The organism is Rhodococcus sp. G6(2025), from assembly GCF_058628105.1.
Map to the genome: position 1 here is coordinate 5,415,279 of NZ_CP179750.1, position 25,614 is coordinate 5,440,892.

At 69.3% G+C, this 25,614-nt stretch carries 25 protein-coding genes and 2 tRNA genes; 6 read left to right on the plus strand and 21 right to left on the minus strand.

What is annotated here, in order from left to right:
• Window position 1: 1 nt before the first annotated feature.
• Together ACLIVD_RS24915 and ACLIVD_RS24920 are read right to left on the minus strand one after the other, a co-directional pair.
• Entirely contained in the window at window positions 2-484 is a 483-nt protein-coding gene (locus ACLIVD_RS24915) for an adenosine-specific kinase (protein ID WP_105415138.1), read from the minus strand.
• Window positions 485-578: 94 nt separating this feature from the next.
• Window positions 579-652, minus strand: a tRNA-Ile gene (locus ACLIVD_RS24920).
• A gap of 218 nt (window positions 653-870) precedes the next feature.
• On the opposite strand from ACLIVD_RS24920, the gene ACLIVD_RS24925 reads away from it, so the two are divergent.
• Complete coding sequence (locus ACLIVD_RS24925) at window positions 871-1,101, plus strand: DUF6480 family protein (RefSeq protein ID WP_043778322.1); 231 nt, start codon at window positions 871-873, stop codon at window positions 1,099-1,101.
• Here ACLIVD_RS24925 and ACLIVD_RS24930 read toward each other — a convergent pair.
• Together ACLIVD_RS24930 and ACLIVD_RS24935 are read right to left on the minus strand one after the other, a co-directional pair.
• Entirely contained in the window at window positions 1,042-2,211 is a 1,170-nt protein-coding gene (locus tag ACLIVD_RS24930; RefSeq protein ID WP_280782456.1) for an AI-2E family transporter, read from the minus strand. The two genes, ACLIVD_RS24925 and ACLIVD_RS24930, sit on opposite strands and share 60 nt — an antisense overlap.
• Before the next feature lie 125 nt (window positions 2,212-2,336).
• Window positions 2,337-2,409, minus strand: a tRNA-Asn gene (locus tag ACLIVD_RS24935).
• A 138-nt stretch (window positions 2,410-2,547) separates the two neighbouring features.
• On the opposite strand from ACLIVD_RS24935, the gene ACLIVD_RS24940 reads away from it, so the two are divergent.
• Window positions 2,548-2,796: a hypothetical protein gene (locus ACLIVD_RS24940; RefSeq protein WP_280782455.1), complete on the plus strand. Its 249-nt coding sequence runs from the start codon at window positions 2,548-2,550 to the stop codon at window positions 2,794-2,796.
• Window positions 2,797-2,811: 15 nt separating this feature from the next.
• Here ACLIVD_RS24940 and dnaG read toward each other — a convergent pair whose 3' ends face one another.
• The 4 genes from dnaG to ACLIVD_RS24960 form a co-directional block, all read right to left on the minus strand.
• A complete protein-coding gene (dnaG, locus tag ACLIVD_RS24945; protein WP_283333663.1) occupies window positions 2,812-4,746 on the minus strand; it encodes a DNA primase in 1,935 nt (644 codons plus the stop codon).
• Between the two features lie 48 nt (window positions 4,747-4,794).
• Window positions 4,795-6,000: a lipase family protein gene (locus ACLIVD_RS24950; protein ID WP_491930815.1), complete on the minus strand. Its 1,206-nt coding sequence runs from the start codon at window positions 5,998-6,000 to the stop codon at window positions 4,795-4,797.
• Between the two features lie 87 nt (window positions 6,001-6,087).
• The gene (locus ACLIVD_RS24955) at window positions 6,088-7,386 is read right to left on the minus strand and encodes a deoxyguanosinetriphosphate triphosphohydrolase (protein ID WP_105415130.1); all 1,299 of its coding nucleotides are present in this window, start codon (window positions 7,384-7,386) and stop codon (window positions 6,088-6,090) included.
• Between the two features lie 7 nt (window positions 7,387-7,393).
• Window positions 7,394-8,086: a YdcF family protein gene (locus tag ACLIVD_RS24960; protein ID WP_009473925.1), complete on the minus strand. Its 693-nt coding sequence runs from the start codon at window positions 8,084-8,086 to the stop codon at window positions 7,394-7,396.
• 69 nt (window positions 8,087-8,155) lie between these two features.
• Between ACLIVD_RS24960 and ACLIVD_RS24965 the strand changes: the two genes are divergently transcribed.
• Both ACLIVD_RS24965 and ACLIVD_RS24970 read left to right on the plus strand, forming a co-directional pair.
• On the plus strand, window positions 8,156-10,213 hold the full coding sequence (locus ACLIVD_RS24965) for a TPM domain-containing protein (RefSeq protein WP_491930816.1): 2,058 nt from the start codon (window positions 8,156-8,158) through the stop codon (window positions 10,211-10,213).
• A 161-nt stretch (window positions 10,214-10,374) separates the two neighbouring features.
• Window positions 10,375-11,049 (plus strand): hypothetical protein, encoded by a 675-nt coding sequence (locus tag ACLIVD_RS24970; RefSeq protein ID WP_491930817.1) that lies wholly within the window; start codon window positions 10,375-10,377, stop codon window positions 11,047-11,049.
• A gap of 7 nt (window positions 11,050-11,056) precedes the next feature.
• Here the strand turns inward: ACLIVD_RS24970 and ACLIVD_RS24975 are convergent, their stop codons facing one another.
• Entirely contained in the window at window positions 11,057-12,448 is a 1,392-nt protein-coding gene (locus ACLIVD_RS24975) for a glycine--tRNA ligase (RefSeq protein ID WP_005571613.1), read from the minus strand.
• Between the two features lie 221 nt (window positions 12,449-12,669).
• Between ACLIVD_RS24975 and ACLIVD_RS24980 the strand changes: the two genes are divergently transcribed.
• Both ACLIVD_RS24980 and ACLIVD_RS24985 read left to right on the plus strand, forming a co-directional pair.
• Complete coding sequence (locus ACLIVD_RS24980; protein WP_009473928.1) at window positions 12,670-13,014, plus strand: ArsR/SmtB family transcription factor; 345 nt, start codon at window positions 12,670-12,672, stop codon at window positions 13,012-13,014.
• A 5-nt stretch (window positions 13,015-13,019) separates the two neighbouring features.
• On the plus strand, window positions 13,020-13,445 hold the full coding sequence (locus ACLIVD_RS24985; RefSeq protein ID WP_009473929.1) for a Fur family transcriptional regulator: 426 nt from the start codon (window positions 13,020-13,022) through the stop codon (window positions 13,443-13,445).
• A gap of 3 nt (window positions 13,446-13,448) precedes the next feature.
• Here ACLIVD_RS24985 and ACLIVD_RS24990 read toward each other — a convergent pair whose 3' ends face one another.
• From ACLIVD_RS24990 to ACLIVD_RS25045, 12 genes are all read right to left on the minus strand, one after another.
• Window positions 13,449-13,850: a hypothetical protein gene (locus ACLIVD_RS24990; RefSeq protein ID WP_009473930.1), complete on the minus strand. Its 402-nt coding sequence runs from the start codon at window positions 13,848-13,850 to the stop codon at window positions 13,449-13,451.
• Window positions 13,847-14,656, minus strand: coding sequence for an isoprenyl transferase (locus ACLIVD_RS24995; protein WP_491930818.1), 810 nt, complete (start codon window positions 14,654-14,656; stop codon window positions 13,847-13,849). Before ACLIVD_RS24995 ends, ACLIVD_RS24990 begins: the two co-directional genes overlap by 4 nt.
• Complete coding sequence (recO, locus tag ACLIVD_RS25000) at window positions 14,622-15,437, minus strand: DNA repair protein RecO (RefSeq protein ID WP_011594310.1); 816 nt, start codon at window positions 15,435-15,437, stop codon at window positions 14,622-14,624. Before recO ends, ACLIVD_RS24995 begins: the two co-directional genes overlap by 35 nt.
• Window positions 15,438-15,495: 58 nt before the next feature.
• Window positions 15,496-16,458, minus strand: coding sequence for an alpha/beta fold hydrolase (locus ACLIVD_RS25005; RefSeq protein ID WP_491930819.1), 963 nt, complete (start codon window positions 16,456-16,458; stop codon window positions 15,496-15,498).
• A 91-nt stretch (window positions 16,459-16,549) separates the two neighbouring features.
• Window positions 16,550-16,840 (minus strand): DUF1905 domain-containing protein, encoded by a 291-nt coding sequence (locus ACLIVD_RS25010; protein ID WP_054248443.1) that lies wholly within the window; start codon window positions 16,838-16,840, stop codon window positions 16,550-16,552.
• Between the two features lie 96 nt (window positions 16,841-16,936).
• On the minus strand, window positions 16,937-17,617 hold the full coding sequence (locus ACLIVD_RS25015) for a response regulator (protein WP_009473935.1): 681 nt from the start codon (window positions 17,615-17,617) through the stop codon (window positions 16,937-16,939).
• Window positions 17,614-20,151, minus strand: a complete 2,538-nt coding sequence (locus ACLIVD_RS25020; protein ID WP_491930820.1) for a DUF4118 domain-containing protein — start codon at window positions 20,149-20,151, stop codon at window positions 17,614-17,616. The genes ACLIVD_RS25015 and ACLIVD_RS25020 overlap by 4 nt, the downstream gene beginning before the upstream one ends.
• 7 nt (window positions 20,152-20,158) lie before the next feature.
• A complete protein-coding gene (locus ACLIVD_RS25025; protein ID WP_009473937.1) occupies window positions 20,159-20,809 on the minus strand; it encodes a potassium-transporting ATPase subunit C in 651 nt (216 codons plus the stop codon).
• 6 nt (window positions 20,810-20,815) lie between these two features.
• A complete protein-coding gene (gene kdpB / locus ACLIVD_RS25030) occupies window positions 20,816-22,918 on the minus strand; it encodes a potassium-transporting ATPase subunit KdpB (RefSeq protein WP_280782449.1) in 2,103 nt (700 codons plus the stop codon).
• The gene (kdpA, locus tag ACLIVD_RS25035) at window positions 22,915-24,630 is read right to left on the minus strand and encodes a potassium-transporting ATPase subunit KdpA (RefSeq protein ID WP_491930822.1); all 1,716 of its coding nucleotides are present in this window, start codon (window positions 24,628-24,630) and stop codon (window positions 22,915-22,917) included. The genes kdpB and kdpA overlap by 4 nt, the downstream gene beginning before the upstream one ends.
• A complete protein-coding gene (gene kdpF / locus ACLIVD_RS25040; protein ID WP_105415108.1) occupies window positions 24,630-24,728 on the minus strand; it encodes a K(+)-transporting ATPase subunit F in 99 nt (32 codons plus the stop codon). Before kdpF ends, kdpA begins: the two co-directional genes overlap by 1 nt.
• A 241-nt stretch (window positions 24,729-24,969) precedes the next feature.
• The gene (locus ACLIVD_RS25045) at window positions 24,970-25,599 is read right to left on the minus strand and encodes a pyridoxamine 5'-phosphate oxidase family protein (protein ID WP_283333654.1); all 630 of its coding nucleotides are present in this window, start codon (window positions 25,597-25,599) and stop codon (window positions 24,970-24,972) included.
• Window positions 25,600-25,614 lie beyond the last annotated feature (15 nt).

A 25,614-nucleotide genomic window follows, 5' to 3' on the forward strand; every position in this document is an offset into this window, starting at 1 on the left:
CTCAGAGCTTGTAACCGATCGTCCGGAGCAACGCCTTGCGGTCGGCGACGTCGGCATCGGTCTCGACACCGGCGGGTGGGCGTCCGTCGATCACGCCGGCGATGCCCCGGCCGAGTTCCGTCTCGGCCACGATGATTTCGAGGGGGTTGGCGGTGGCGCAGAAGATGCCGCACACCTCCGGCACCTGCTTCAGCGTGTTCAGGACGTTGACCGGGTAGCCGTCCTCCAGGAACACGAAGAACGAGTGTCCCGCGCCGACCGCGACGGCGTTGCGGGTGGCCAACTCGACGAGACGGTCGTCGTTGCCGGAGCAGCGCACGAGGCGAGGACCCGAGGCCTCGCAGAACGCGACACCGAACCGGAGGTGCGGGCTCACTCCGACCAGGGCCTCGTGCACGTCCTCGACGGTCTTGATGAAGTGGGACTGTCCGACGATCACGTTCATGTCGTCGGGTTTGTCGATCGCCACGATCTGCAGATCCACGATGGCCTCCTCGGATGCCTTTCAGTCTGCCCCGCTCCGGCACGGAGAACAACGACGGAGCGGGCGTTCGACTTCGGGGATCCGCGGACAACGGTGGGGCGGGCGGGGCTCGAACCCGCGACCAATGGATTATGAGTCCACGGCTCTAACCGACTGAGCTACCGCCCCATCGCCGCACTACTCGCGATCGCGGCGTGCCGATGTTACCGTGCGCCCGCCGTGGGCGCGTAGCCGGGACGAAGCCCGCCCTGACAGGACTTTTCGTGGTCGGCGAACCGAATCGTGTCCCGACGTGGGCACTGCCCCGTCGCCGTGTGTGCGAACGCGTCTTCCGGGGTACGCGGATGTGATCCGCACTGCGGAGGACCACGAGACGGGAGCACAGGATGAGCGTCGAACGACCAGGACCCGAACCGGACGATGCACCGGCGCTCGACGACGGAGGGGGCGTTCGGCCGGGTGACACGCCACCGGATGCCGGCCAGACCTCGGGGTTGTCGCATCCGCAGCCGATGCCGGGCCGGACGGTGCCGATCCTCGCGTTCATCGTGGTGGGTCTACTCGTCCTCGCGGTCGCGGCCTTCTTCGTCGCCCGCGTGTTTGCGTTGTTCGACTGAGGTGACCGGCGCGGACGCGTCTGCGACGAGTTCGTACCGTCGCCCGTACGTTTCGACGAGGGCCTGGATCGCGGCGACCACCGGCACCGACACCAGGGCGCCGACCGGGCCGAACAGCGAGGCGCCCACGATCACCGATCCGAACGCGACCGCGGGGTGGATCGAGACCGTCGCGGAGGTGATGCGCGGGTGCAGCACGTAGTTCTCGATCTGCTGGTAGACGGTCCCGAACACGATCACCCACACCCCGTCCATCGGCTGGGACGCCGCTGCGATGATTGCGGGGAGGGCGATCGCGAGGTAGGTGCCCAGGGTGGGGACGAACTGCGAGACGATGCCGGTCCACAGCGCCAGCGGCAACCAGTAGGGCACGCCGATCGCCACGAGGAAGATGCCCGTGGCGACCGAACTCACCGCAGCGAGGATCAGCCGTGACACCACGTATCCGCCGGCCTTCTCGACCGAGATCTCCCACACCACCGAGATGGCCCGCTGTTGCCGCGCCGGGAACCAGCTCGAGATCGTGCGGCGAAGGGCAGGCCCCTGCGCGGACATGTAGAACACGAACAGCAGCAGCGTCAGCATCTGGAACACGACGCCGAGCAGCGACGACAACACACCCAGAACTCCCGGTGTGAACCGCTCGGCGAGGTCTCGGATGGTCTCGGGTGTGAGGTGGATCAGATCCTCGCCGGTCGCGAAGTCGGTGTCGAACACGCGATTGGACCAGTCGGTGACCGAGGACAACGCACCCGGCAGGGCCTTGAGGAGCTGGGCGAGTTGCTGGGCGAGCAGTGTCCCGAAGAGTGCCAGGAACCCGATGGCGAAGACGAACAGCGCGAACAGGACGAGCCCGGTGGCGGCTCCGCGCCGCAACCCCCGGCGCTCGAGCCAGTCGACGACCGGTTCGATGGTGATACTGAACAACCACGCGAGGAACAGCAACCCCAGAAAGCTCCGCAGGTTGACGAACAGCCACCCCGACAACTGGTAGGCGGCGACGGCCAGCAGGACGTAGAGGATCGAGGGCAGAAGCCACCGCGGGGCGTCGCCTGTGCCGAAGCGCCCGATCGACCCTGTCCGCCCGGTTTCGCGGCCGTCCTCGCTCATCGCACACCCCGCGATCGATTGCTGCCGATACAGCGGGAATGTACTCGCCCCGGAGGGTGCACCTGTCCGAATTGGCCGGGCGCAGCAGAAAACCCCGCCCGGATGAACCGGACGGGGTTTCGGTGCTCCCCCGGCTGGACTCGAACCAGCAACCGTCCGATTAACAGTCGGAAGCTCTGCCAATTGAGCTACAGGGGATTATTCTGCTGTGCTTCGACGTTCCCGGCGATGCGAGAGAAACTGTAGCGCATAGCCCCACCCCAGTACCAAATCGCCTGCCTGTCGACGCATCAGGCAGGATGGGTGCAGGTCGTTGTGCGTCGGGAGGAAGCGGGAATGATGCGGTTGTTGATCGGTATCGCTGCGGGGTACGTGCTGGGTACGCGAGCAGGACGTGTGCGCTACGAACAGATCAGCCGGGCCACCAAGGCCGTGGCCACCAGCCCGGCCACGAAGAAGGTGCTGCAGATGTCGCGTCAGAAGCTGTCCGACTCCCTGAACACTCAGCCGAAGCTCGAGCCCATGAAGCCGCTCGACGAGGAAACGACCATCCTGGTTCCCCAGGATCAGCTCAAGAAGAAGTAGACGGCGGCGGCCGGGTCAGCCGGCCATCCCGTCCCGGTTGGTGTCGCCGATCGCCTGATCGAGCAGGCTGCGGCGGTACTGCTCCAGGGCGACGAGGTCGCCGAGCAGCGAATGGAACTCGTCCGACGCCGTGGCCGGTGAAATGCGCTGCAGCTTGGACTTCAGTTCCGCCACCTGCTCCCCCACCCACACCTCCTGCAGGCGTGCGATCACGCCGGAGATGTATCGCGGCACGGTGTCCTCTTCGGCGGGCAACGGCTCGACGGCGAGTTCCGACACGAGCGACGCCGCGGTGACGTCGTCGACACCGCGGCTGACCGCGTCGACCCACTCGCCGCCGCCGAGTCCCGCGCTGGTGCCGCCGGACGCGATCATCGACTCACGGATCACGACGTACGTCGGATGCGTGAACGTCTCCACCGGCAGCGAGTCGAATACGGTGCCCGCGATCGCCGGGTACTGCAACGCACCCTTCAGTGCCTCGCGCTGCGCCCACAGCGTCGGATCGTTCGGCCGGGGCCGGGTGAGCCCGACCGGCAACTGCGGTGTGTCCTGGTCCTCGTCCCGGGCGGCCTTCTTCTTGAGCGGCGCAGGCAGCGACCCGCGGGTGGACGCCCGCTTGCGCGCCTCGTCCCGCACCCGCTGCCGGACGGCGGCGATGTCGTCCCAGCCCACCCAGCCGGACAACTGGACGGCGTAACTGTCCCGCAGCGTCGCTTCCTTGATCTGCGCGACCACCGGCACGGTGCGCCGCAGCGCCTCGACCCGGCCCTCGGCGGTCTCGAGGTCGTGCTCGGTGAGGATCGACTTGACCACGAACTCGAACATCGGTGTGCGACGCGCCACCAGGTCGCGGACGGCGGCGTCACCGGACTTCTGCCGCAACTCGCACGGGTCCATGCCCTCGGGTGCCACGGCGACGAACGTCTGCCCGGCCATCTTCTGGTCACCCTCGAACGCCTTCATCGCCGCGGCCTGGCCCGCGGCGTCCCCGTCGAACGTGTAGATGATCTCGCCGCGAAAGTAGCTGTCGTCCATCAGCAGTCGCCGCAGCATCGCGAGGTGGTCCTCACCGAACGCGGTGCCGCAGGCGGCGACGGCGGTCTTGACCCCGGCCAGGTGCATCGCCATGACGTCGGTGTATCCCTCGACCACCACGGCCTGATGCCCCTTGGCGATGTCGCGCTTGGCGAGGTCGAGCCCGAACAGCACCTGAGACTTCTTGTACAGCATGGTTTCCGGCGTGTTGACGTACTTGCCGGGCATGGTGTCGTCGTCGAACAACTTGCGGGCGCCGAACCCGATGACGTCGCCGGACAGGTTCCGGATGGGCCAGAGCAGGCGCCGGTGGAAGCGGTCGATGTGACCACGCCGCCCGGCTTTCGACAGGCCCGCAGCCTCGAGCTCCTTGACGTCGAAACCCTTGCCCAGCAGGTGCTTCGTGAGGATGTCCCAGCCGTCGGGTGCATACCCGCACCCGAACTGCTGCGCGGCCTGCGCGTCGAAGTTCCGTTCCGTCAGGTAGTCGCGGGCCGCCTGCGCGTCGGGTTCCTGCAGGCGCGCCGAGTAGAACTCCTGCGCGGCCGCGTTGGCCGCGACCAGCCGGGAGCGGGTGCCGCGGTCGCGTTGCACCGAGGTGCCGCCGCCCTCGTACGAGATGGTGTAGTTCAACCGGTCGGCGAGCTGCTCGACGGCCTCGACGAAACTGATGTGGTCGATCTTCTGGAGGAAGGAGTAGACGTCGCCGCCCTCGCCGCACCCGAAGCAGTGGTAGTGCCCGTGATTGGGCCGCACGTGGAACGACGGCGACTTCTCGTCGTGGAACGGGCACAGCCCCTTCATGGAGTCGCCGCCCGCGCGCTTGAGGGAGACGTACTCCCCCACGATGTCCTCGATCCGTGTGCGCTCGCGAATGGCCGCAACGTCACGATCAGGGATTCTGCCAGCCACGAACGACAGTCTAGGCGCTCCGCCGCAGCCCGAACTTCCGCCTCGGGGTCAGCAGTTCGACGGGGCGGGAATCCCGCCGAATCGGTCGCCGAGATAGCCGAATGCGGGACCGGCACCGAGCATGGTGGCGGTGCCGTGGTCGGCGCCCGGGATCACGTCGAACTGCACCGGCACACCCTGTGAGCAGTACCGGGCGACGGTGTTCTGTACCGGCCCGATGGCGACGAGGGGGTCCGCGCTGCCGTGCCAGACGAACATCGGCGTCCTCGGCACTCCCGGATACAGTTCGACGCTGTTCTCGTCCATCACCGAGCGGCCGGACGGATCGGCGAGGATGCCGGGACCGTTGGTCAGGTCGGGTAGCGACTTCCCCGCACCGGCGCCGAGGATCGAATCCGTGCACATGTTGCTCATCTGCGCCCGCAGGGCGAGTCCGTCGCCGTTGAGGCCGTCTCCGAGCGGTGACCGCGTCGGGTATTCACGCTCGAGACCGATGGCGGCCGCGAATCCCAGGCCGAACGCCTGCGAGCGGGTGCTGCCCAGCCGGTCGGCCAGTTCACCGATGTTGACCGGTGTGCCGCCCTGGGCCACGCCCACGATGTTCAGTTCCGGGGCGTAGGTGGGTGCGAGCGCCGCAGCCCAGTTGGTCGCCATGGCGCCGCCCGAATAGCCGGCCAGCCCGACCGGACTGCCACCGAGTCCTGCTTCCGGGAGCCGCTGCGCGGCGCGGACACCGTCGAGGACGAGCCGGCCGCCGAGTTTCGCGGCGCCGTATGCGCTGGTCGGTCCGAGGTGGTCGGGCACGGCGACGGCCCAGCCGCGCGCGAGCAGGGCGTTGAGGGCGGGCCCCTCCTGGATTCCGCCGTTGAACAGCTGATGGGACGGCGCGCACTCGAGCCCGAGCGCGTTGACGAAGGGCTGATAGGACACGAGCGGCCGGTTGGCGGGGGTGCCGCGGGGCACCAGCACCGTGGTGATCGCGGCGATGGGCGCTCCGGCGGAGTTGGTCGACTTGTACTTCACCTGCCAGGCGTCGGCGGTGGGGAAACCGGTGGCGGCGACCGGTCGGCTCGCCAGCACGTCACCGTCGGCGCGTGCCCCGACGTCGGCGGGCGCACCGTAGAACGGGTCGGGGTCCGCGAACGGGTACGCGGGCGCGGCGTGCGCCGCGGGTGGGGCCAGTAGGGCGGCACCGACCGCCACCGCCAGCGCTGCGGACGTCGAACCGATGATCTTGCGCACTGCAGACTTCATCCGGTCTCCCTGACCATTGGGTGCGAGCTGTCTCTAGACCTATTCGTAGCACCGCGGCGGCAGGATGGGTCCGGCTTCCGAACTTTGTCAGCCCCAGCTCGCCTGTGCTCCGAGACTGGACTTGTCGACCCGTTCGAGACGGCTCTCGGTGTAGGAGGCGATCTGGTCGACGACGACCCGGACCCGTGCGGGGTCGTCGGCCGCGGCGTTCCAGGCGGGAATCAGGATGGGGTCGAGACCGGCGGGTGCGGTCGCGAGCAGCCATTCGGCGACGCGGTGCACGCGGTCACGCTGGCGTGCCTGCCGCGCCCGGTGGCCGGCATCCGACATCACGTAGTTCAGTGCGAACGTCTTGAGCAGCGCCACCTCCGCCGCCACCACCGGCGGGACCACCAGGTCGGCGTCGTACCGGGCGACCGGCTTGTCGCCGTGGACGTCGCGGGTCCCGATGATCGCGGCGGTCGCGAACCGGCCTACCAGTTCGCTGGTGAGGTTCTTCAGGGCGACCGAACTGGTGAGCGTGCCGTCGTAGCTGCCCACCTCGACGACGACGGGCAGACGACTCAACCGCGTCGCGGCCTCGACCAGTTCCTCCACGTCGAGGCCCGGGAACTCCGAGGCACCGAATTCGGCGAGCGCCCGCTGATCCACCGGATCGGCCAGTGAACGCAGATCGATGCGCCCGTCGATCACGCCGTCCTCGACGTCGTGCACGGAATAGGCGACGTCGTCGGCCCAATCCATGACCTGCGCCTCGAGGCACTGGTGGCCGTCGGGGGCACCCTCGCGGATCCACGCGAGCACGTCGGCGTCGTCGTCGTAGGCCCCGAACTTCGCGCCGGGGCGCGGCCGGGTCCACGGGTACTTGATCGCCGCGTCCAGCGACGCGCGGGTCAGGTTGAGCCCGGCACTGCTTCCGTCGGGGTAGAGCACCTTCGGTTCGAGGCTCGTGAGGATGCGCAGATTCTGGGCGTTGCCCTCGAACCCCCCGCAGCTTTCCGCGACCTCGTCGAGGGCCTTCTCCCCGTTGTGACCGTACGGCGGGTGGCCGATGTCGTGCGCGAGGCCGGCGAGGTCCACCAGATCGGGATCGCAGCCGAGACCGTCGGCGATTCCGCGACCGATCTGCGCAACCTCGATCGAGTGCGTCAACCGTGTCCGCGGAGTGTCACCGTCCCGGGGGCCCACCACCTGGGTCTTGTCGGCGAGTCTGCGGAGCGCGGCCGAGTGCTGGACGCGGGCGCGGTCGCGGGAGAAGACGGATCGGTGTTGCGCGGCCGCGATCTGGCTGCCCGGGATTCCCGCCCGTTTCGGTGCCTCGCGGACCCGGCGGGCGACGTCGTGCGCGGAGTACACGTCGCCGAGGGGTGTCGTGTGTGCTGTCATCGAATGTCTACTGTCCCGCCGTGTAGGGGAAGTCGGCCGAGAAGTGGGTGAGCTGGTACCAGATCAACGCCCCTGTCTCCCGGGCGATTCCGTGCAACTGGGATTCGCGGGTGAACACGGCGGGCCCCTGCCGGGTGGGCGCCGTCCACGCGTCGAGTCCGGCGTCGCGTGCCATCGTCCGCGTCCGCAGCGAATGCCACGGGTCGCTGACCAGGACCGCCGAATCGATGCCCTGCGCCCCCATCGCCTCACTCACCGCCTCGATGCTGAGCAGGGTGTCGGACCCCTCCTCGACCGCGGTGATGCTGTCGGCGGGGACGCCGCGCGAGATCAGATAGTTCTTGCCGGACGCCGCCTCGGTGTACTCGTCGCCCTCCTGTTTGCCGCCGACCGTGATGACCTCGGGGGCCACCCCGCGCTCGTACAGCTTGTACGCCTGCTCGAGCCGGGCCTCGAACACCGACGACGGGGTTCCCGAGTACTGGGCGGCCCCGAGCACGACGATCGCGTCGGCGGCGGACGTGTCGTCGATCCGCGCGACCTGCCACACCCGGACCGCGGTGCCGAGCACCAGCGCGGCGGCGAGGAGGACCACGCCGGCGATGATCCGGCGGGTCCACCGGGCCAGCGTGCCGGCGAACCCCAGGCGCGCAGGACGGCGCGGGAGGTCGTGGCGTTCACGGCTCGGTGCAGAATTCACTCCCTGATTCTGCCAGCTGTCGCCGAACTGTCCCGATGACGACTCGCCACACCCGATAGATTTGCTGCCATGCCACTCGCACCGCGCCTCGAGCAGACGCCGTCGTTCCGCTCCCGACTTCCCCGTGCTCGGCGGTTCGCCGCCGTCGGCGCCGTCTCCGCACTCCTGACTCTCGTGGCGATCCTGTTCTCTCCCGCGAGCGCCTCGGCGGACGCACCGTTCCGTCTTCCCGGGCAGATCACGGACACCGTCGGCGTGCTCGACGCCGACCAGCAGAGCGACGTCCAGGCCGCGATCGACCAGCTGTACGACGAGCACAAGGTGCGGTTGTGGGTGGTGTACGTGCCCGACTTCAACGGGCTCGGCGCCGGTCCGTGGGCGGATCAGACGGCGCAGGCGTCCTCGCTCGGCGACCGCGACGCCCTGCTCGCGGTCGCGACGGTCGACCGCGAGTACGCCCTCATCGCGCCGGACGGACTGTCGGAGATCACCAGCGACGAGGCCGAGTCGATCCGGGTGGATGCGGTGGAACCCGCCCTGCGCGAGGAGGATTGGGCCGGAGGCGCGATCGCCGCAGCAGGCGGCCTGGGCGACGCGATGACTCCGGGCGAAGGAATGTCGGTGCGCACACTGCTGATCGGCGGCGGTGTGGTCGTCGTGGGTGCGGGTGGCGTGGTGCTGTATTCGCGGAAGAAGAAGCACGACCGCACCCGGGCCGGCGTCGAGGCGGCGCGCAGCATCAGCCCCGAGGACACCGCCGCTCTGACGGCGCTCCCGCTGCCGACGCTGGACGAGCGCGCCAAGGAGGTGCTCGTCGAGACCGACGACGCGCTGCGTACGAGTCAGGAGGAACTCGACCTGGCCCGCGGCGAATTCGGCGAGCAGGCCACAGCATCGTTCACGGCGGCGTTCGACACGGCGAAGTCGACGCTCGCGGCCGCGTTCACCGTCCGTCAGCGACTCGACGACGCGATCCCCGAGACCCCGCAGCAGCAACGGGAGATGCTCATCGACATCATCACCTCGTGCGGGCGCGCCGACCGCGAACTCAATGAGCGGGTCCAGGAGTTCGACGGACTCCGGGACCTGCTGATCAACGCCCCCGACCGACTCGACGCGCTCACTCGGGACATGGTCGCGCTCACCGTGCGCATCCCCGAATCCACGCAGACGCTCGCCACCCTGCAGACCGAATTCCCGGCCGCCGCACTCGCTTCCGTCGCCCACAACGTGACGATGGCGGAGGAGCGGCTCGCGTTCGCGGAACGGGCCGTGGCCGACGGACGGGACGCGATCGCCCTGCCGCCCGGAAAACAGGGGCCGGCGGTGTCGGCGATCCGCGGAGCCGAGGGCGCCCTCGAACAGGCCCGGACGCTGCTCGACGCCGTCGACCACGCCGCGGAAGACATCCGGCACGCCATCGCGACGCTGCCGGCCGCGATCACCGACGTGGAGGCCGGGATCGCGGCCGCCGCCCAGTTCACCGAGCAGGGTGGGGACCGGCTCGCGTCGGCCCGCGCCGCGGCCGAGGCAGCGCTGGCGGCGGCGCGGGCCGCCGCGGACACCGACCCGCTCGGCAGCTTCACCCAGATCGTCAAGGCAGACGCGGAACTCGACGCCGTCCTCGCCGAGGCGCAGGAATCCCGGCAGCAGGCCGAGCGCGCACAGCAGCGTCTCGAGCAGGACATCGTGGCCGCGCAGTCGCAGGTCACGGCAGCGTCGGACTTCATCGGCACCCGACGCGGCGCGGTGGGAGCGGACGCCCGGACCCGCCTCACGGAGGCGCAGCGGCACCTGGCGGGCGCGCAGCAACTCCGCGGCACCGACGCCTCCCGCGCGCTTCAGCACGCCCAGGCCGCGGCCGCCCTGGCGGCCGACGCACTGCGCCTGGCGCAGAACGACGTGAGCCGCTGGGAGTCCCGCCAGCGCCCAGGGCCCGGAAGCGGTGGCGGGAACGCCACCGGCGCGATCCTCGGCGGCATCCTGATCGACAGCATCCTGCGCGGCGGATTCAGCGGCGGCAGCAACTGGGGAAGCCGCGGCTCCGGCGGTGGCCGCAGCAGCGGCCCGCGGTCCTTCGGCGGCCCGAGCAGCTCCGGCCGGATCAGTGGGGGCGGCCGATTCTGACGTCCTCCCGAGTCTTCGTCGCATTCGCGTGCGTCGCGGCAAGCGCCTGCGGCGTCCTGTCGGGCTGCGAGAGCGGGGACCCGGCCGAGGACGACGCGATCCCGCTGTCGGCTGAGGCCTATCGCAGCCGGGAGGACGACGCGGCAGGTGGGCGGATTCACGTGCGGATCGCGAACACCGGCGACGCGCCCGTCGCCGTGACATCCGTGGCGTTGGACAGTCCCGGCTTCGAGGCGGCGCCCGCGACCCGGCGCGAGGTCGAACTCGGCCCCGGCAGCCGGATCGATGTCGAGGCCGAATACGGCCCGGTGCGCTGCGACACGTCCCCGGAGCCGGCGTACGCCCTGGTCGGTGTCGCCGATCGGGACGGCTCGCCCGTGCGGGTGCCGCTCGCAGCCCCGTACGACGTCCTCGGACGAATCCACGACGGCGACTGCGCCGCAGAGGATCTGGCGCGGGCCGTACCGGTGACACTGATCCCGGCGGCGGCTCCTCCCGAGCCGACCGCACCCCTGCCCGCCCAGCTCGTCGTGAGCCGGGGAACGGCGTCGGGTGACATCCGGTTGGACGAGATCGGCGGCAGCGTCCTGTATGCGCTGCACGGCGCGCTGCCCGCCACCATGCGGGCGGGCGAGGACCGGCTGAGCGTCGACATCACGATCGACGCGGCGCGCTGCGACCCCCATGCCCTCGCGGAGGCGAAGAAGCCCTTCGTCTTTCCGCTGTGGATCGCCGTCGGCTCCTCGGCACCGGAATACTCACGCATCCCGGTGTCCGAGGAGAACCGGCGAATCCTGACGAACTATCTGACCGCGACCTGCGACGCGCGCAGGTGACGGCGGATCAGGAACCGATGAGGCGCTGCGCCAGGTAACCCTCGACCTGGTCGAGCGCGACCCGCTCCTGAGCCATGGAGTCACGCTCACGCACGGTCACGGCGTGGTCCTCGAGCGTGTCGAAGTCCACGGTGATGCAGAACGGTGTGCCGATCTCGTCCTGACGGCGGTAGCGGCGGCCGATCGCGCCGGCGTCGTCGAACTCGACGTTCCAGTGCTGACGGAGCGTCGCGGCGAGATCCTTGGCCTTCGGCGTCAGGTCCGCGTTACGCGACAGCGGCAGCACCGCGGCCTTCACCGGGGCGAGGCGACGGTCCAGACGCAGCACGGTGCGCTTGTCGACGCCGCCCTTCGCGTTCGGCGCCTCGTCCTCGGTGTACGCGTCGACGAGGAACGCCATCAGCGACCGCGTGAGACCGGCTGCCGGCTCGATGACGTACGGCGTGTAGCGCTCACCGGTGGCCTGGTCGTAGTAGTTGAGGTCAGTGCCCGAATGCTTCGAGTGGGTCGACAGGTCGAAGTCGGTGCGGTTGGCCACACCCTCGAGCTCGCCCCACTCGCTGCCCTGGAAGTGGAAGCGGTACTCGATGTCGACGGTGCGCTTGGAGTAGTGCGACAGCTTGTCCTGGGCGTGCTCGTACAGGCGCAGGTTGTCCTTGTTGATGCCGAGCCCGGTGTACCAGTCCATGCGGTAGTCGATCCAGTACTGGTGCCACTCTTCGTCCTCGCCGGGCTTGACGAAGAATTCCATCTCCATCTGCTCGAACTCGCGGGTGCGGAAGATGAAGTTTCCGGGCGTGATCTCGTTGCGGAAGCTCTTGCCGATCTGGCCGATGCCGAACGGGGGCTTCTTGCGCGACGTGGTGAGCACGTTCGCGAAGTTCACGAAGATGCCCTGCGCGGTCTCGGGGCGGAGGTAGTGCATGCCCTCTTCGCTCTCGACCGGGCCGAGGTACGTCTTCAACATCATGTTGAAGTCGCGGGGCTCGGTCCACTGACCGACCGTGCCGCAGTCGGGGCAGGCCACGACGTCCATCGGGACGTCGTCCGGGTTGTCGAGGCCCTTCTTCTCCGCGTAGGCCTCCTGCAGGTGGTCCTGACGGTGACGCTTGTGACAGTTGAGGCACTCGACCAGCGGGTCGTTGAACACGCCGACGTGACCGGACGCCACCCACACCTCGCGGGGCAGGATGACCGAGGAGTCGAGGCCGACGACGTCCTCGCGGCTGGTGACCATGTTGCGCCACCACTGCTTCTTGATGTTCTCCTTGAGCTCGACGCCCAAGGGGCCGTAGTCCCAGGCCGACTTCGTGCCTCCGTAGATCTCACCGCACGGGTAGACCAGGCCACGACGCTTGGCGAGATTGACGACGGTTTCGACTTTGGACTTCGGTGCCACTCGGGTGCTCTCCATCTGGGTAATAGATGCATGGTTCACGTGCGCTTTTCGGAGCCCAGCCTATCTGCCCGACCGCGGTCGGTTCACCCACCCGGTTGACATGCGTATTCGTGCATATCAAAATGGAATCGATTTGCAATAAGGTGAGGGTGATCCTCCCGGGCCGACGGCCTCGCGGCCACGGTCCCGTCCATTGTCCGGCACTCCGAAGGAGATCACTGGTGAGCGTCATCGATCCCGGGGATCTGCATCCGTTCGAGGCGGCGGCGCCCGCCCACGTGCCGTCGAAGGAGACCCTTGCGGCGGCCGGCGACATCCTGCGCGCCCTCGCGGCCCCCGTCCGGATCGCGATCGTCCTCCAGCTCCGCGAATCGGAACGGTGCGTGCACGAACTCGTCGGGGCACTCGGAGTCACCCAGCCACTGATCAGCCAGCATCTTCGCGTGCTCAAGGCCGCGGGCGTCGTGCGCGGCGAACGCACCGGACGTGAGGTCCTCTACCGCCTGGTGGACGACCACCTCGCCCACATCGTCGTGGACGCCGTCGCGCACGCCGAGGAAGGATAGAAGCCTTGACCCAGAACACCGGCCAGCGCAAGCCCGTCGTCGTGGGAGTACGCGCCACCAAGCAGCGCAGCGCCATCTCCGCGCTCCTCGACGACATCGAGGAGTTCCGGTCGGCGCAGGAACTGCACGACGAACTCCGCAAGCGCGGCGAGGGCATCGGGCTGACCACCGTCTACCGCACCCTGCAAACGCTCGCCGACGCCGGAACGGTCGACGTCCTGCGCACCGACACCGGTGAATCCGTGTACCGGCGCTGCTCGTCCGGACATCACCATCACCTGGTCTGCCGTGCCTGCGGCTACACCGTCGAGGTCGAGGGGCCCACCGTCGAGCAGTGGTCGCAGTCGATCGCCGACGCACACGGCTTCTCCGACGTCAGCCACACCATCGAGATCTTCGGCGTCTGCAAGGACTGCACCGCAACGCAGTGAGCGTCAGGGGATCAGCCCCTGCCGGGCGGTGTCGGCCCCGCTCAACACGAGAAGCAGCATCGTGGTCAGTGCCTCGTCCTCGAGCCCGGCAGCCGGGAACGTGTAGCGCAGGATGACGTCCGCGAGCCGGCCGTGACCGAACACCGCGATCGAACCGAACTGCAGTGCGCCGTTCCGCTCCGCGACCTTCTTGTGCAGCGACGCGCTGACCGGACGATCCCAGGCCAGCACGCACGTCATCGACAACACATCGAGGCCCTCGGTGAGGGTCATCGCACTGATCGAGCACAGCGCCCCGGCGTACTCGAAACTCAGCGAACCGTCCTCCGCCCGGGTGACGGTGGCGAAGTGCTCGAGCGCGTCCGCCGCCCGCCCGAGCAGCGCGGGCGCCCCGTCGACGGTCATTTCACACCACCGAACCGACGGTCACGCGACGCGTACTCGACACACGCCGCCCACAGGTCCCGGCGGTCGAAATCCGGAAACAGCTTCTCCTGGTACACCATCTCGGCGTAGGCCGACTGCCAGATCAGGAAGTTGGACGTGCGCTGCTCGCCGGACGGCCGGAGGAACAGGTCGACGTCCGGCATGTCCGGCTCGTCGAGGTACCGGGCCACGGTCGCCTCGGTGATCTTCTCCGGGTCGAGTTGCCCCGCCGCGACCCGCCTGCCGATCTCCTTCGCCGCGTCGGCGATCTCCGCGCGCCCGCCGTAGTTGACGCACATGGTCAGGTTCATGACCGTGTTGTGCTTCGTCAGCTCCTCGGCGATCTCGAGTTCCTTGATGACGCTGCGCCACAGCTTGGGACGGCGGCCCGCCCACCGCACGCGCACCCCCATCTCGTGCATCTCGTCGCGGCGACGCCGGATCACGTCGCGGTTGAAGCCCATCAGGAAGCGGACCTCCTCGGGGCTGCGTTTCCAGTTCTCGGTGGAGAACGCGTAGGCCGACAACCATTCGACGCCCATCTCGATGCACCCGCAGACGGCGTCCATCAACACGGCCTCGCCACGTTCGTGGCCCGCGGTCCGGGGCAGTCCGCGATCCTGCGCCCAGCGGCCGTTGCCGTCCATCACCAGCGCGATGTGCCGGGGCACGAGTTCGGGTTGCAGGCCGGGCGGGCGGGCGCCCGAGGGGTGCGGGTCCGGCGGCCGGATCTGGCGCTCGGCCCCGGAACTATGCGGGGCTCGAGGTTCGCGTCGTCGAATCACGGTCCCCATCCTGCCTGACCGAATCCTCCACCCTTACCGCCGCATGCGGTCGTGCGCGTTCGATCAGCGGGAGGGTGCGGAGTTGCCGTTCGAGGTGCCACTGCAGATGCGCCGCGACGAGACCGCTGGCCTGCCCCCGCAACGACTCGGGCACGTCCTCCGTGCTCGCCCAGTCGCCGCGGATCAGCGCATCCATCAGGTCGAGGACACCCGGTGACGGCGTGGCGGCGCCCGGCGGCCGGCAATGGACGCACACCGCTCCCCCGGCGGCCACGTGGAATGCCCGGTGCGGTCCGGGGGCGCTGCACCGCGCGCAGTCGTCGAGGGCGGGAGCCCACCCCGCAAAACCCATGGCCCGCAACAGGAAGGCGTCGAGGATCAGCTCGCACGGGCGGTTGTGCTCGGCGACGGCCCGCAGCGCCCCGACCGTCAGGCGATGCAGTTGCGGCGCCGGGGCCCGTTCCTCACCGGCGAGCCGCTCGGCGGTCTCGAGGATCGCGCACGCCGTGGTGTACCGGGAGTAGTCGTCGACGATGTCGGTCGCGAACGCGTCGACCGTCTGGACCTGGGTGACGATGTCGAGGTTGCGGCCCGGGTAGAGCTGCACGTCGATGTGCGCGAACGGCTCGAGCCGGGCGCCGAACTTGGACTTCGTGCGGCGCACCCCCTTGGCGACCGCGCGCACCAGACCGTGCTGCCGGGTGAGGAGTGTGACGATACGGTCGGCCTCGCCCAGCTTGTGCTGGCGCAGGACCACCGCATTGTCTCGATACAACCTCACCGGTCCAGTCTCCCACGTCGAGGCGACCGCATTCCGCAGGCCGAGCCGCGTGCGACGGTCAGGGCTCGGTGCGCCCGTCGCGCACGGCGTCGACGACGTCGCGGACTCCGTCGATGACGAGTTGCGGCTGCACGATGTTGATGTTGTGGCCGCTGTTCGTGTTCGTGACATGCGTGGCACCCGGGACGAGTTGTGCCAGATCCGCCTGCGCCTTCGGCTGCACGGCGTCGAGGGCCGGGCCGTAGCCGGGATCGATGTCGGCGGGGAGGCTTCCGTTCGCAATGCCCTCCGCGATCTGCGGCGCCACCGAACGGTCGGCGGAGAGGACGACGAGCGGCTGGGGCCGGATCGGTTCGGCGGCGCGGATCTCGTCGAAGCTGCGGACGAAGTCGACACGCTCGAGGTCCGGGTACTCGTCGAGACTGTCCTGCTGCGGGGTGTTGAGCCGCAGGAACTCCTCGAACTGCTCCGGGGGCAGGAGCGTCTGCAGCTCCTCCGACTGCGCGTCGATCAGCACCATGCCCGCCACCTCGTCGGGATGGTTGCCGGCGAAGAGTCTCGCGATCTGACCGCCGTAGGAGTGGGCGGCCAGCACGTAGGGGCCGGGGCCGGCCTCGCCCGTGGCGCCCAGCAGCGACTGGAGGTCGGCGACCGCGTCCGTGGTGGTGATCGGCTGCGGAACCGGGTCGCTGCGGCTCAATGCGTCGTCGCCCAGCACGACCCCGGGCCGGTCGTACGAGCAGACTCGGGTGAACTCGGCGACCCCGTCGAAGGCCGAGGTGCTCGCCGGATCGGCCGTCGTCGTCCACTGATCGGCACCGAACCGGAGACCGGACACGAACACGACGGTCGGTGCGCCTGTGCCCGCACACTCGAGATGGATGTTCCTACCCCCGCCGATGTCGACGGTGCCGGCGAAATTCTCGCTCGTGTCGCCGTCGTCGCTCACTCCGCACGCGGCGACGAGCACCACGACCCCCAGAGTGGGGAGCCACCCCGACAACCGCGGCCACACCGGCACGACACACCTCGAAACCCGTTCGGAAACGCAGACCGCTTCCGGGTGATCCGTACCCCGCTCTCCCCGGATCAAACCCGGACGCCGCCCGGCGTCAGCTGAAACGCTGCTCGAGGTGCACCGTCACCTCCACTCCGGCACCGTCCTTACCGATCAACTTGCACAGTGCGATCTTCAGGGGAAGCCAGTGCGGACCTTCACCCGAGGGCATCAGGGTCGCATTGAACGGGTGGCCGTCGATCGTCCCGCCGACCTTCACCGGCCGCCGCGTTCCGAGAAGTTCGGCGGAGTCCGGCACGGTCACGTACGTGGCGAACGCCCCGTCCTTCTGGATCGGCGCCGTGAAGGTGTGCGCGAGTGGTTGCGGGGTCTTCGGTGCGGGCATTCGTGGCTCCTCCGGTCGAGTGTGATGCTGCGGTCGAAGGTAGGACTCCCGGAGCCGGCCGGAATCATCGGTCGTGAGCAGGATCACGTCGCCCGGTCACACCTGGAACCGGTACCCCATCCCGGCCTCGGTGATGAGGTGACGCGGGTGGGACGGGTCGTCCTCGAGTTTGCGCCTCAGCTGCGCCAGATACACCCGCAGGTAGTGGGTCTCGGTGGCGTACGCCGGACCCCACACCTCCCGCAGCAGTTCCTTCTGCCCCACCAGCTTGCCCTTGTTGCGCACCAGCATCTCGAGCATTCCCCACTCGGTCGGCGTCAGGTGCACCTCGGTCCCTGCCCGCCGCACCGTCTTCGCCGCCAGATCGACCGTGAACGAATCCGTTTCCACCACAGGTTCACTCGTGTCGACGGCCGTCGTCGCCCGGCGGGCGGCCGCACGCACCCGGGCCAGGAACTCGTCCATCCCGAACGGCTTGGTGACGTAGTCGTCGGCGCCGGCGTCGAGAGCGTCGACCTTGTCCGCGGAGTCCGTCCGCGCCGACAGCACGATGACCGGTGCGGGGCACCACCCGCGGAGGCCGGCCAGCACCTCGGTGCCGTCCATGTCGGGTAGCCCGAGGTCGAGCACGATCACGTCCGGCGGTCGCTCGGCCGCGGCGCGCAGGGCGGCCGCCCCGGACGCGGCCGTCACCACGTCGTACCCGCGCACGCTCAGATTGATCCGCAGGGCGCGGAGAATCTGCGGTTCGTCGTCGACGACGAGAACTCTCGTCATGAATGCTCCCCTCCCGCCCCGGCCAGCTCCACCACCATCGTCAGACCACCGCCGGGGGTGTCGGTGGCGCTGATGGTTCCGCCCATCGCGTCCACGAATCCGCGGACGACGGAGAGCCCGAGCCCGACTCCCGTGGTCGTGTCGCGGTCCCCCAGCCGCTGGAACGGGGCGAACATCTCGTCTGCCCGCCCACGCGGAATTCCCGGCCCCGTGTCGGCGACGGTGATGACGGCGCGGTCGCCCACCGCCGCGGCACCGACCCGGATCACGGAGTCCTCACCGTAGCGGAGTGCGTTGTCGATCAGATTGGCGAGCACCCGCTCGAGCAGGCCCGAATCCGCCATCGCCGTCACCGTTCCGACGTCGACTTCCACCCTTTCCCGGGCCCGGGTCCCGGTCCGGCCGCCGATTCCCAGACCCACCAGCGCCCGGTGCACCACCTCGTCGAGGTACACCGGCCGCAGCGTCGGGGTCACCACTCCCGCCGCGAGACGGGAGGAGTCGAGCAGGTTCCCGACGAGAGAGGTCAGCACGTCGGCCGATTCCTCGATGGTCGCGAGCAGTTCGGCGGTGTCCTCCGGGGAGAAGTCGACGTCGTCGCTGCGCAGGCTGGACGCGGCGGCCTTGACCGCGGCCAGTGGGGTCCGGAGGTCGTGGCTGACGGCGGACAGCAGCGACCGCCGCAACCGGTCGGCCTCGGCCAGCGCCTGCGCCTGCCCCGCCTCCTGCGCGAGCTCGGTCTGGCGGATCATGCCCACCGCCTGGTTGGCGACGGCGAGGAGCACCCGACGGTCCCGGGCGTGCAGTTCGCTGCCGCGCAGGGCGAGCGCGTATTCCCCTTCCCCCACCTCGCAGACGGTGTCGGCGTCGGCGATGCTCACCGGTGGGTGCGGCCCGACGGACCCCACCGGACCGCGGTCCCGGTGCAGCACGCTGACCGAATCCTGGCCGTAGGTCTCGCGCACCTTCTCGAGCAGCGTGTCGAGGTCGGCGCCGCGCAGCACCGATCCGGCGAACAGTGCCAGCAGCTCGGCTTCCTGCGACGCCCGGCGGGCTTCCCGTGAACGTTTGGCGGCCGCGTCGACGAGGACCGCGACGGCGACGGCCACCACGAGCAGCACGACCGTGGTGATGAAGTTGTCCGGCTCGGCGATGGTGAAGCTCCGCACCGGCGGCGTGAAGAAGTAGTTGAGGAACAGACCCGAGATCAGCGCGGAGAACGCGGCGGGGGCGACACCCCCGAGCAGCGAGACGAGCAGCACCACGATGAAGAACAGGGCTCCCTCGCCGACCAATCCGAGCCACCGGTCGACGGCACTCATCACCAGCGTGGCCACCGACGGTACGAGGACGGCGGCGATCCAGGCGATCGCCGTGCGCGAACGGGAGCCCACCGGCGACAACCGCCGCGGGCGGTGGGATTCGCCGTGCGTCACCATGTGCACGTCGATCGACCCGGACTGTTGCACCACGCTTGCGCCGATGCCCTCGTCGAAGATCCGCGCCCACCGTGAGCGTCTCGACGTGCCCAGCACCAGTTGTGTGGCGTTCGCGGTCCGGGCGAAGTCGAGCAACGTGGTCGGGACGTCGTCGCCAACGACGCTGTGCAGACTCGCGCCGATATTTGCGGCGAGGGCCCGTACCTTGCCCATCTCCGGAGCCGAGACACCCGCGAGGCCGTCGCCGCGCACCACGTGCACGACGATCAGTTCGGCGCTGGATCTCGACGCGATACGGCCGGCGCGCCGAACCAGCGTCTCCGATTCCGGTCCGCCCGTCACCGCGACCACCACCCGTTCCCGGGCCTCCCACGTGTCGGTGATCTTGTTCTCCGCACGGTATTTCGCGAGTGCGGCATCCACCTGGTCGGCCACCCACAGCAGGGCCAGTTCGCGGAGTGCGGTGAGGTTCCCTTTCCGGAAGTAATTGCTCAGTGCCGCATCGACTTTGTCCGCGGCATAGATGTTGCCATGGGACAGCCTGCGGCGCAGAGCCTCCGGAGTGATGTCGACCAATTCGACCTGGGTGGCGGCGCGCACCACCTCGTCGGGAACCGTTTCCTGCTGCACCACTCCGGTGATCCGCTGCACCACGTCGTTGAGGCTTTCGAGGTGCTGGACGTTGAGCGTCGAGAGGACGTCGATCCCCGCGGCGAGGAGTATCTCCACGTCCTGCCAGCGTTTCTCGTGGACGCTGCCCGGTGTGTTCGTGTGCGCGAGCTCGTCTACGAGGACCAGCGCCGGCCTGCGGGCCAGCACCGCCTCGACGTCGAGTTCCCGGCCGAGCGTGCCCCGGTAGGCGATCAGCTTGGGCGGAATCAGTTCGAGGTCGCCGATCTGCGCCGCCGTGCGGTCGCGGCCGTGGGTCTCCACCACGGCCGCGACCACGTCGCACCCCCGCTCCCGGCGGCGGTGCGCCTCACCGAGCATCGCGAACGTCTTGCCGACGCCCGGTGCGGCTCCGAGATAGATGCGCAGTTCACCGCGTCGGCGTTCGGCGTCCCGGCGCACGCCCTCGGTTCCGGTACCACTCACCTCGCCATCATCCACCAGCGGTCGGGGCGGTGCACTCGGGAGCGGTCAGGCCCAGGGCCAGGTTCAGTTCGAGGACGTTCACCCGTTCCTCACCGAGGAAGCCGAGTTGCCTTCCCTCGGTGTTCTCGTCGACGAGTTGCCGGACCCGGGTCTCGCTGAGACCGTTCTCCGCGGCCACCCTCGGCACCTGCAACGCCGCGTACGCGGGGCTGATGTGCGGGTCGATGCCCGAGCCGGATCCGGTGACCGCGTCCGCCGGTACCTTGGAGGGGTCCACCCCTTCCCGGGTCGCGATCGCCGCCCGCCGGTCGGCGATGAACGTCGCCAGGATCTCACTGCTCGGCCCCTGGTTGGTGGGCAGGGCGGTGGCGGGATCGCCCGGCGCGAACGGATCCTGTTCGGCCACCGACCCGGTGACCCGGTTGTGGAAGAACGGATCCGGCTCCCCCGCAGGCACCTGCGGGTCGACACCGACCCACCGGCTCCCGACGACGCACCCGGTGCTGTCGCGCACCGCAGACCCCTCGGCCGCTCCTGCGCCGATCCTGCTCACCCCCCACACGGCGGCGGGATAGAGCACACCGAGGACTGCTGTGAGTGCGAGCAGGACGAGTAGTCCGGCCCAGGTCTGCCGGAGCAGGCCGATGAGAAATCGCATGCGGGATCACCCAATTCCGGGAATGAGACGGACGACGAGGTCGATGAGCCAGATACCGGCGAACGGCGTGATCACACCGCCGAGACCGTAGATCAGCAGGTTGCGGCCCAGCAGCGTCGACGCCGACGACGGACGGTAGCGAACGCCTTTCAGCGACAACGGGATCAGCGCGACGATCACCACGGCGTTGAAGATCACCGCCGACAGGATGGCCGATTCCGGGGTGGCCAGCCGCATGACGTTCAGCGTGTCCAGCTGCGGATAGATTCCGCTGAACAGGGCGGGGAGAATCGCGAAGTACTTGGCCAGGTCGTTGGCGAGCGAGAACGTGGTGAGCGCCCCGCGGGTGATGAGCAGTTGCTTGCCGATCTCCACCACCTCGATGAGCTTGGTGGGATCCGAATCGAGATCCACCATGTTCCCGGCTTCCTTCGCCGCGGACGTGCCGGTGTTCATCGCCACCCCGACATCCGCCTGGGCCAGCGCCGGGGCGTCGTTGGTGCCGTCCCCGGTCATCGCGACGAGCCGGCCGCCCTCCTGTTCTCTGCGGATCAGCGCGAGCTTGTCCTCGGGTGTCGCCTCGGCCATGAAGTCGTCGACACCGGCCTCGGCCGCGATGGCCTTCGCCGTCAACGGGTTGTCGCCGGTGATCATCACCGTGCGAATCCCCATGGCCCGCAGTTCCGCGAACCGCTCGGCGATACCCGGTTTCACCACGTCCGACAGCGCGATCACCCCGAGGACGGTCGCTGCGTCTCCGTGAACGGTGGCGACCACCAGCGGCGTTCCCCCGGCCTGCGCGATCTGGTTCACACTGTCGGTGACCGCGGGCGCCGCCTGCCCGCCGAGCGCCTGCACCCACGTCAGCACGGCGTCGCTCGCGCCCTTGCGGATCCGGGCGCCGTCGATGTCGAGTCCGCTCATCCGGGTCTGCGCCGTGAACGGCACGAATTCCGCCGCCCTCTCCGCCTCGGACGGTGCCGGGTCAAGCCCGAAGTCGCGGACACACAGGTCCACGATGCTGCGCCCCTCGGGCGTGCCGTCCGCGAGGCTGGACAACCGTGCGGCCGTAGCCAACTCGATCGCGGAAACCCCCGGTGCGGGATGCAGGGCCGTGGCCTGCCGGTTGCCGAACGTGATGGTGCCGGTCTTGTCCATCAGCAGGGTGTCGATGTCGCCGGCGGCCTCCACCGCCCGCCCCGACATCGCCAGGACGTTCCGCTGCACCAGCCGGTCCATCCCGGCGATGCCGATGGCCGACAGCAGGGCCCCGATCGTGGTGGGGATCAGGCAGACCAGCAGCGCGATCAGCTTGATCGGATCCTGCTCCTGGCCCGCGTACAGGCCCATCGGGCCGATCGCGACGACGGCCAGCAGGAAGATGATCGTCAGCGACGCCAGCAGGATGTTCAGCGCGATCTCGTTCGGCGTCTTCTGCCGCGCCGCCCCCTCCACGAGGGCGATCATCCGGTCCACGAACGACTGTCCGGGGGCCGCGGTGATGCGCACGACGATCCGGTCGGACAGCACGGTCGTGCCACCGGTGACGGCACACCGGTCGCCACCGGATTCGCGGACGACGGGCGCCGATTCGCCGGTGATGGCCGACTCGTCCACGGTCGCAATTCCGTCGACGACGTCGCCGTCGCCGGGTATCACCTCTCCCGCCTCGACGACCACCCGGTCGCCGACGGTGAGTTCGGTACCCGCCACCGACTCCACCCGGCCGCTCGCCGTGATCCGGTGGGCGACCGTGTCCTGCTTCACCTTCCGCAGGCTCGCCGCCTGCGCCTTGCCCCGCCCTTCCGCGACCGACTCGGCCAGATTCGCGAACAGAACCGTGAACCACAGCCAGGCGACGACGGCCCAGGAGAACACCGACGGGTCGGCGACGGCCATGACGGTGGTGACGACGGAGCCGACGAACACCACGAACATCACCGGGTTGCGGGCGAGGTGCCGGGGGTCGAGTTTGCGCAGGGCGCCCGGGAGCGCCGTCACCAGCTGGGCGGGGCTGAAGATTCCCGCCTTCACGGGCGCCGGGTCGTGGCCGGCCTCGGGCGTCGTCGCCGTCCCGGATTCCGGACGACTGGTCACGTTCACACTCACTGCAGAGCCTCCGCGATCGGTCCCAGCGCGAGGGCCGGGAAGAATGTCAACGCCGCGACGAGCACGACGGTGCCGGTGAGGAGCCCGGTGAACATCGGGCCCGCCGTCGGCAGGGTCCCGGCGCCTGCGGCCGTCTTCTTCTGCGACGCCAGGGATCCGGCGAGCGCGAGGACGAAGATGATCGGCAGGAACCGGCCGAGCAGCATGCACAGGCCGAGAGCGGTCTGGAACCAGTCGCTCGTCACCGTCAGCCCGCCGAACGCACTGCCGTTGTTGTTCGAGGCCGACGCGAACGCGTACAGCACTTCCGAGAACCCGTGGATGGATCCGGGGCTTCCGGGGTCGCCGCTGTTGCCCTGGTAACCGGTGGTCGAGGACAGGATCACGGTGATTCCGGTCCCGATCAGGACGAGCGCCGGCATCACCAGCACCGACAGGGCGGCGAGGGTGATCTCCCGCTGCCGCAGCTTCTTGCCGAGGTATTCGGGGGTTCGGCCGACGAGGAGTCCGCCGACGAAGACGGCGATCAGGGCGAGGACGAGAATTCCGTAGAGCCCGGTGCCGACACCGCCGGGCGCGATCTCACCGAGCAGCATGTTGAGGAGAACGGCTCCGCCGCCGAGTGGCGACAGGCTGTCGTGCGCCGAATTCACCGCGCCCGTGGACGTTCCGGTGGTGCTCACGGCGAACAGTGCCGTGCCGGGGATTCCGAAACGAACCTCCTTGCCCTCCATCATCGCGCCCGCGGCGGTGGCGGCGACGCCGCGCCGACCCGACTCCGCGGCCAGCGTGACCGCGAGGAGCGATCCCCACAGGATGCCCATCACGGCGAGCAGGGTCAGCCCCTGGCGGTGCCCGGACACCTCGCTCGCTCGGTCGTGAGGATCGCCGACCATGGTGCCGAACGTGCGGGTGAGGGAGACCGGGATCAGCAGGATCGCGAGGATCTCGACGATGTTGCTGATCGGCGTCGGGTTCTCGAACGGGTGCGCCGAATTGGCGGCGAGAATCCCGCCGCCGTTGGTGCCGAGTTCCTTGATCGCTTCCTGCGAGGCGACGGGTGCGAGTGCGTTGGTGACGGAGTTGCCGTCCAGACCGGTGGACGCGAAGCCCGGGTGGAAGGACTGGATCACGCCCTGGCTCAGCAGGATCAGCGCGATCACGAAGGAGAACGGCAGCAGAATACGCAGGCTGCCCCGGGTGAGGTCCACCCAGAAGTTGCCGATCTCACCGCCGCGCGACACCCGGACGAACCCGCGGATCAGCGCCACCGCGACGGCCATGCCCACCGCTGCGGACACGAAGTTCTGCACGGCGAGCCCGACCGGCTGGGTCAGGTTGCTCATCGTGGTCTCGGGCGCATACGACTGCCAGTTGGTGTTCGTCACGAACGACACGGCCGTGTTGAACGCCACCGCGGGACTGACCCCGGAGAGGTCCCCGGACAGCGGCAGCACGCCCTGGATGCGCTGCAGGGCGTAGAGGAACAGCACACTCGCCGCGGAGAATCCCAGCACGCTGCCCGCGTAGCCGTACCAGGTCTGCTCGGTGTGGGGGTTGATGTGGCACAGGCGGTACAGGACGGATTCGACCCGCAGGTGACGGCGTGATTCGTACACGCGCGCCATGTAGTCGCCCACCGGCACATATGCGACCGCGAGTACCGCGAGGACGAAGGCGACCTGCAGTCCGGCCGCCAGGGCAGGCGTCATCAGAACCGCTCCGGGTCGATGAGCGCGATCAGGAGGTACACGACGAGCGCGGCGGCAATCGCGACGAGCGCGACCGCGAGTGTTCCGGCGCCCGTCATTTCACGCGTCCGGTCTGCAGGGCACGGAGAACGAGCGCGCAACAGGCGAATCCGCCGAGGACGAGCGCGACGTAGGCCACATCGGCCATGTGAGGATCCCTCTTCGTACTGATCCTGCGGTTCAGCGCAGGCATGACACCCCACGGTTGTGGGGTGTCATGCCAGCATCACGCCGGATCTCGGCGAAAGAGGCGGCGCTGACGAAGCGCTTACGGGACTCCTCCGGCTCTTGACGCTTTCCTTACGCGGTCCGGGTCAGCCGCGACACGGACGCGGGCACGGGTGTGCCGCTCGCCACCCACGGCGCCGGGACGGGCGCGCCGGCGACCGACCGAACCGGGACCACGCCGGCCCAGGCGCTGCTGGTTTCGGCCGGTTCGCCCGGTGGTGCGTCCCGCACCTTGACGGTCCACTGGCCCGGCGTGATCGGGAGGGCGAGGGCCAGTGTCGCGGCGAGTTCCTTGCGCCGGTGCCCCCGGACCTCCGTGCTGCGGCCGGGGATCAGCACGTCCGACAGTGCGTTCAGTGCGTCGGCGGATTCGTCTTCGCCGAGAGTGACGAGGTTGCCCCGCACCACCGCAGAACGGTAGTTGGCAGACGAGTCGAACAGGGTGTCCGCGACGACGATTCCGTCGAGCATCGCGACGCACAGCGCCGCCGGTGCGCCTGCCGCCACCTGCCGCAGCGCGCCGGCCCCGGTGGAGCCGTGCAGCAGGATCCTGTCGCCGTCGCGGGCGTACAGCATCGGCACGGCCCACGGCAGCCCGTCGACGACGGTGGCGAGGGTGCCCATCGGCGCGGCGTCGAGGACGGCGTCGAGTTGCGCGCGTTCGGTGCGGGCACGGTCCGGGTATCTCATGATCTTGTCCACGAGACCATCCTCACC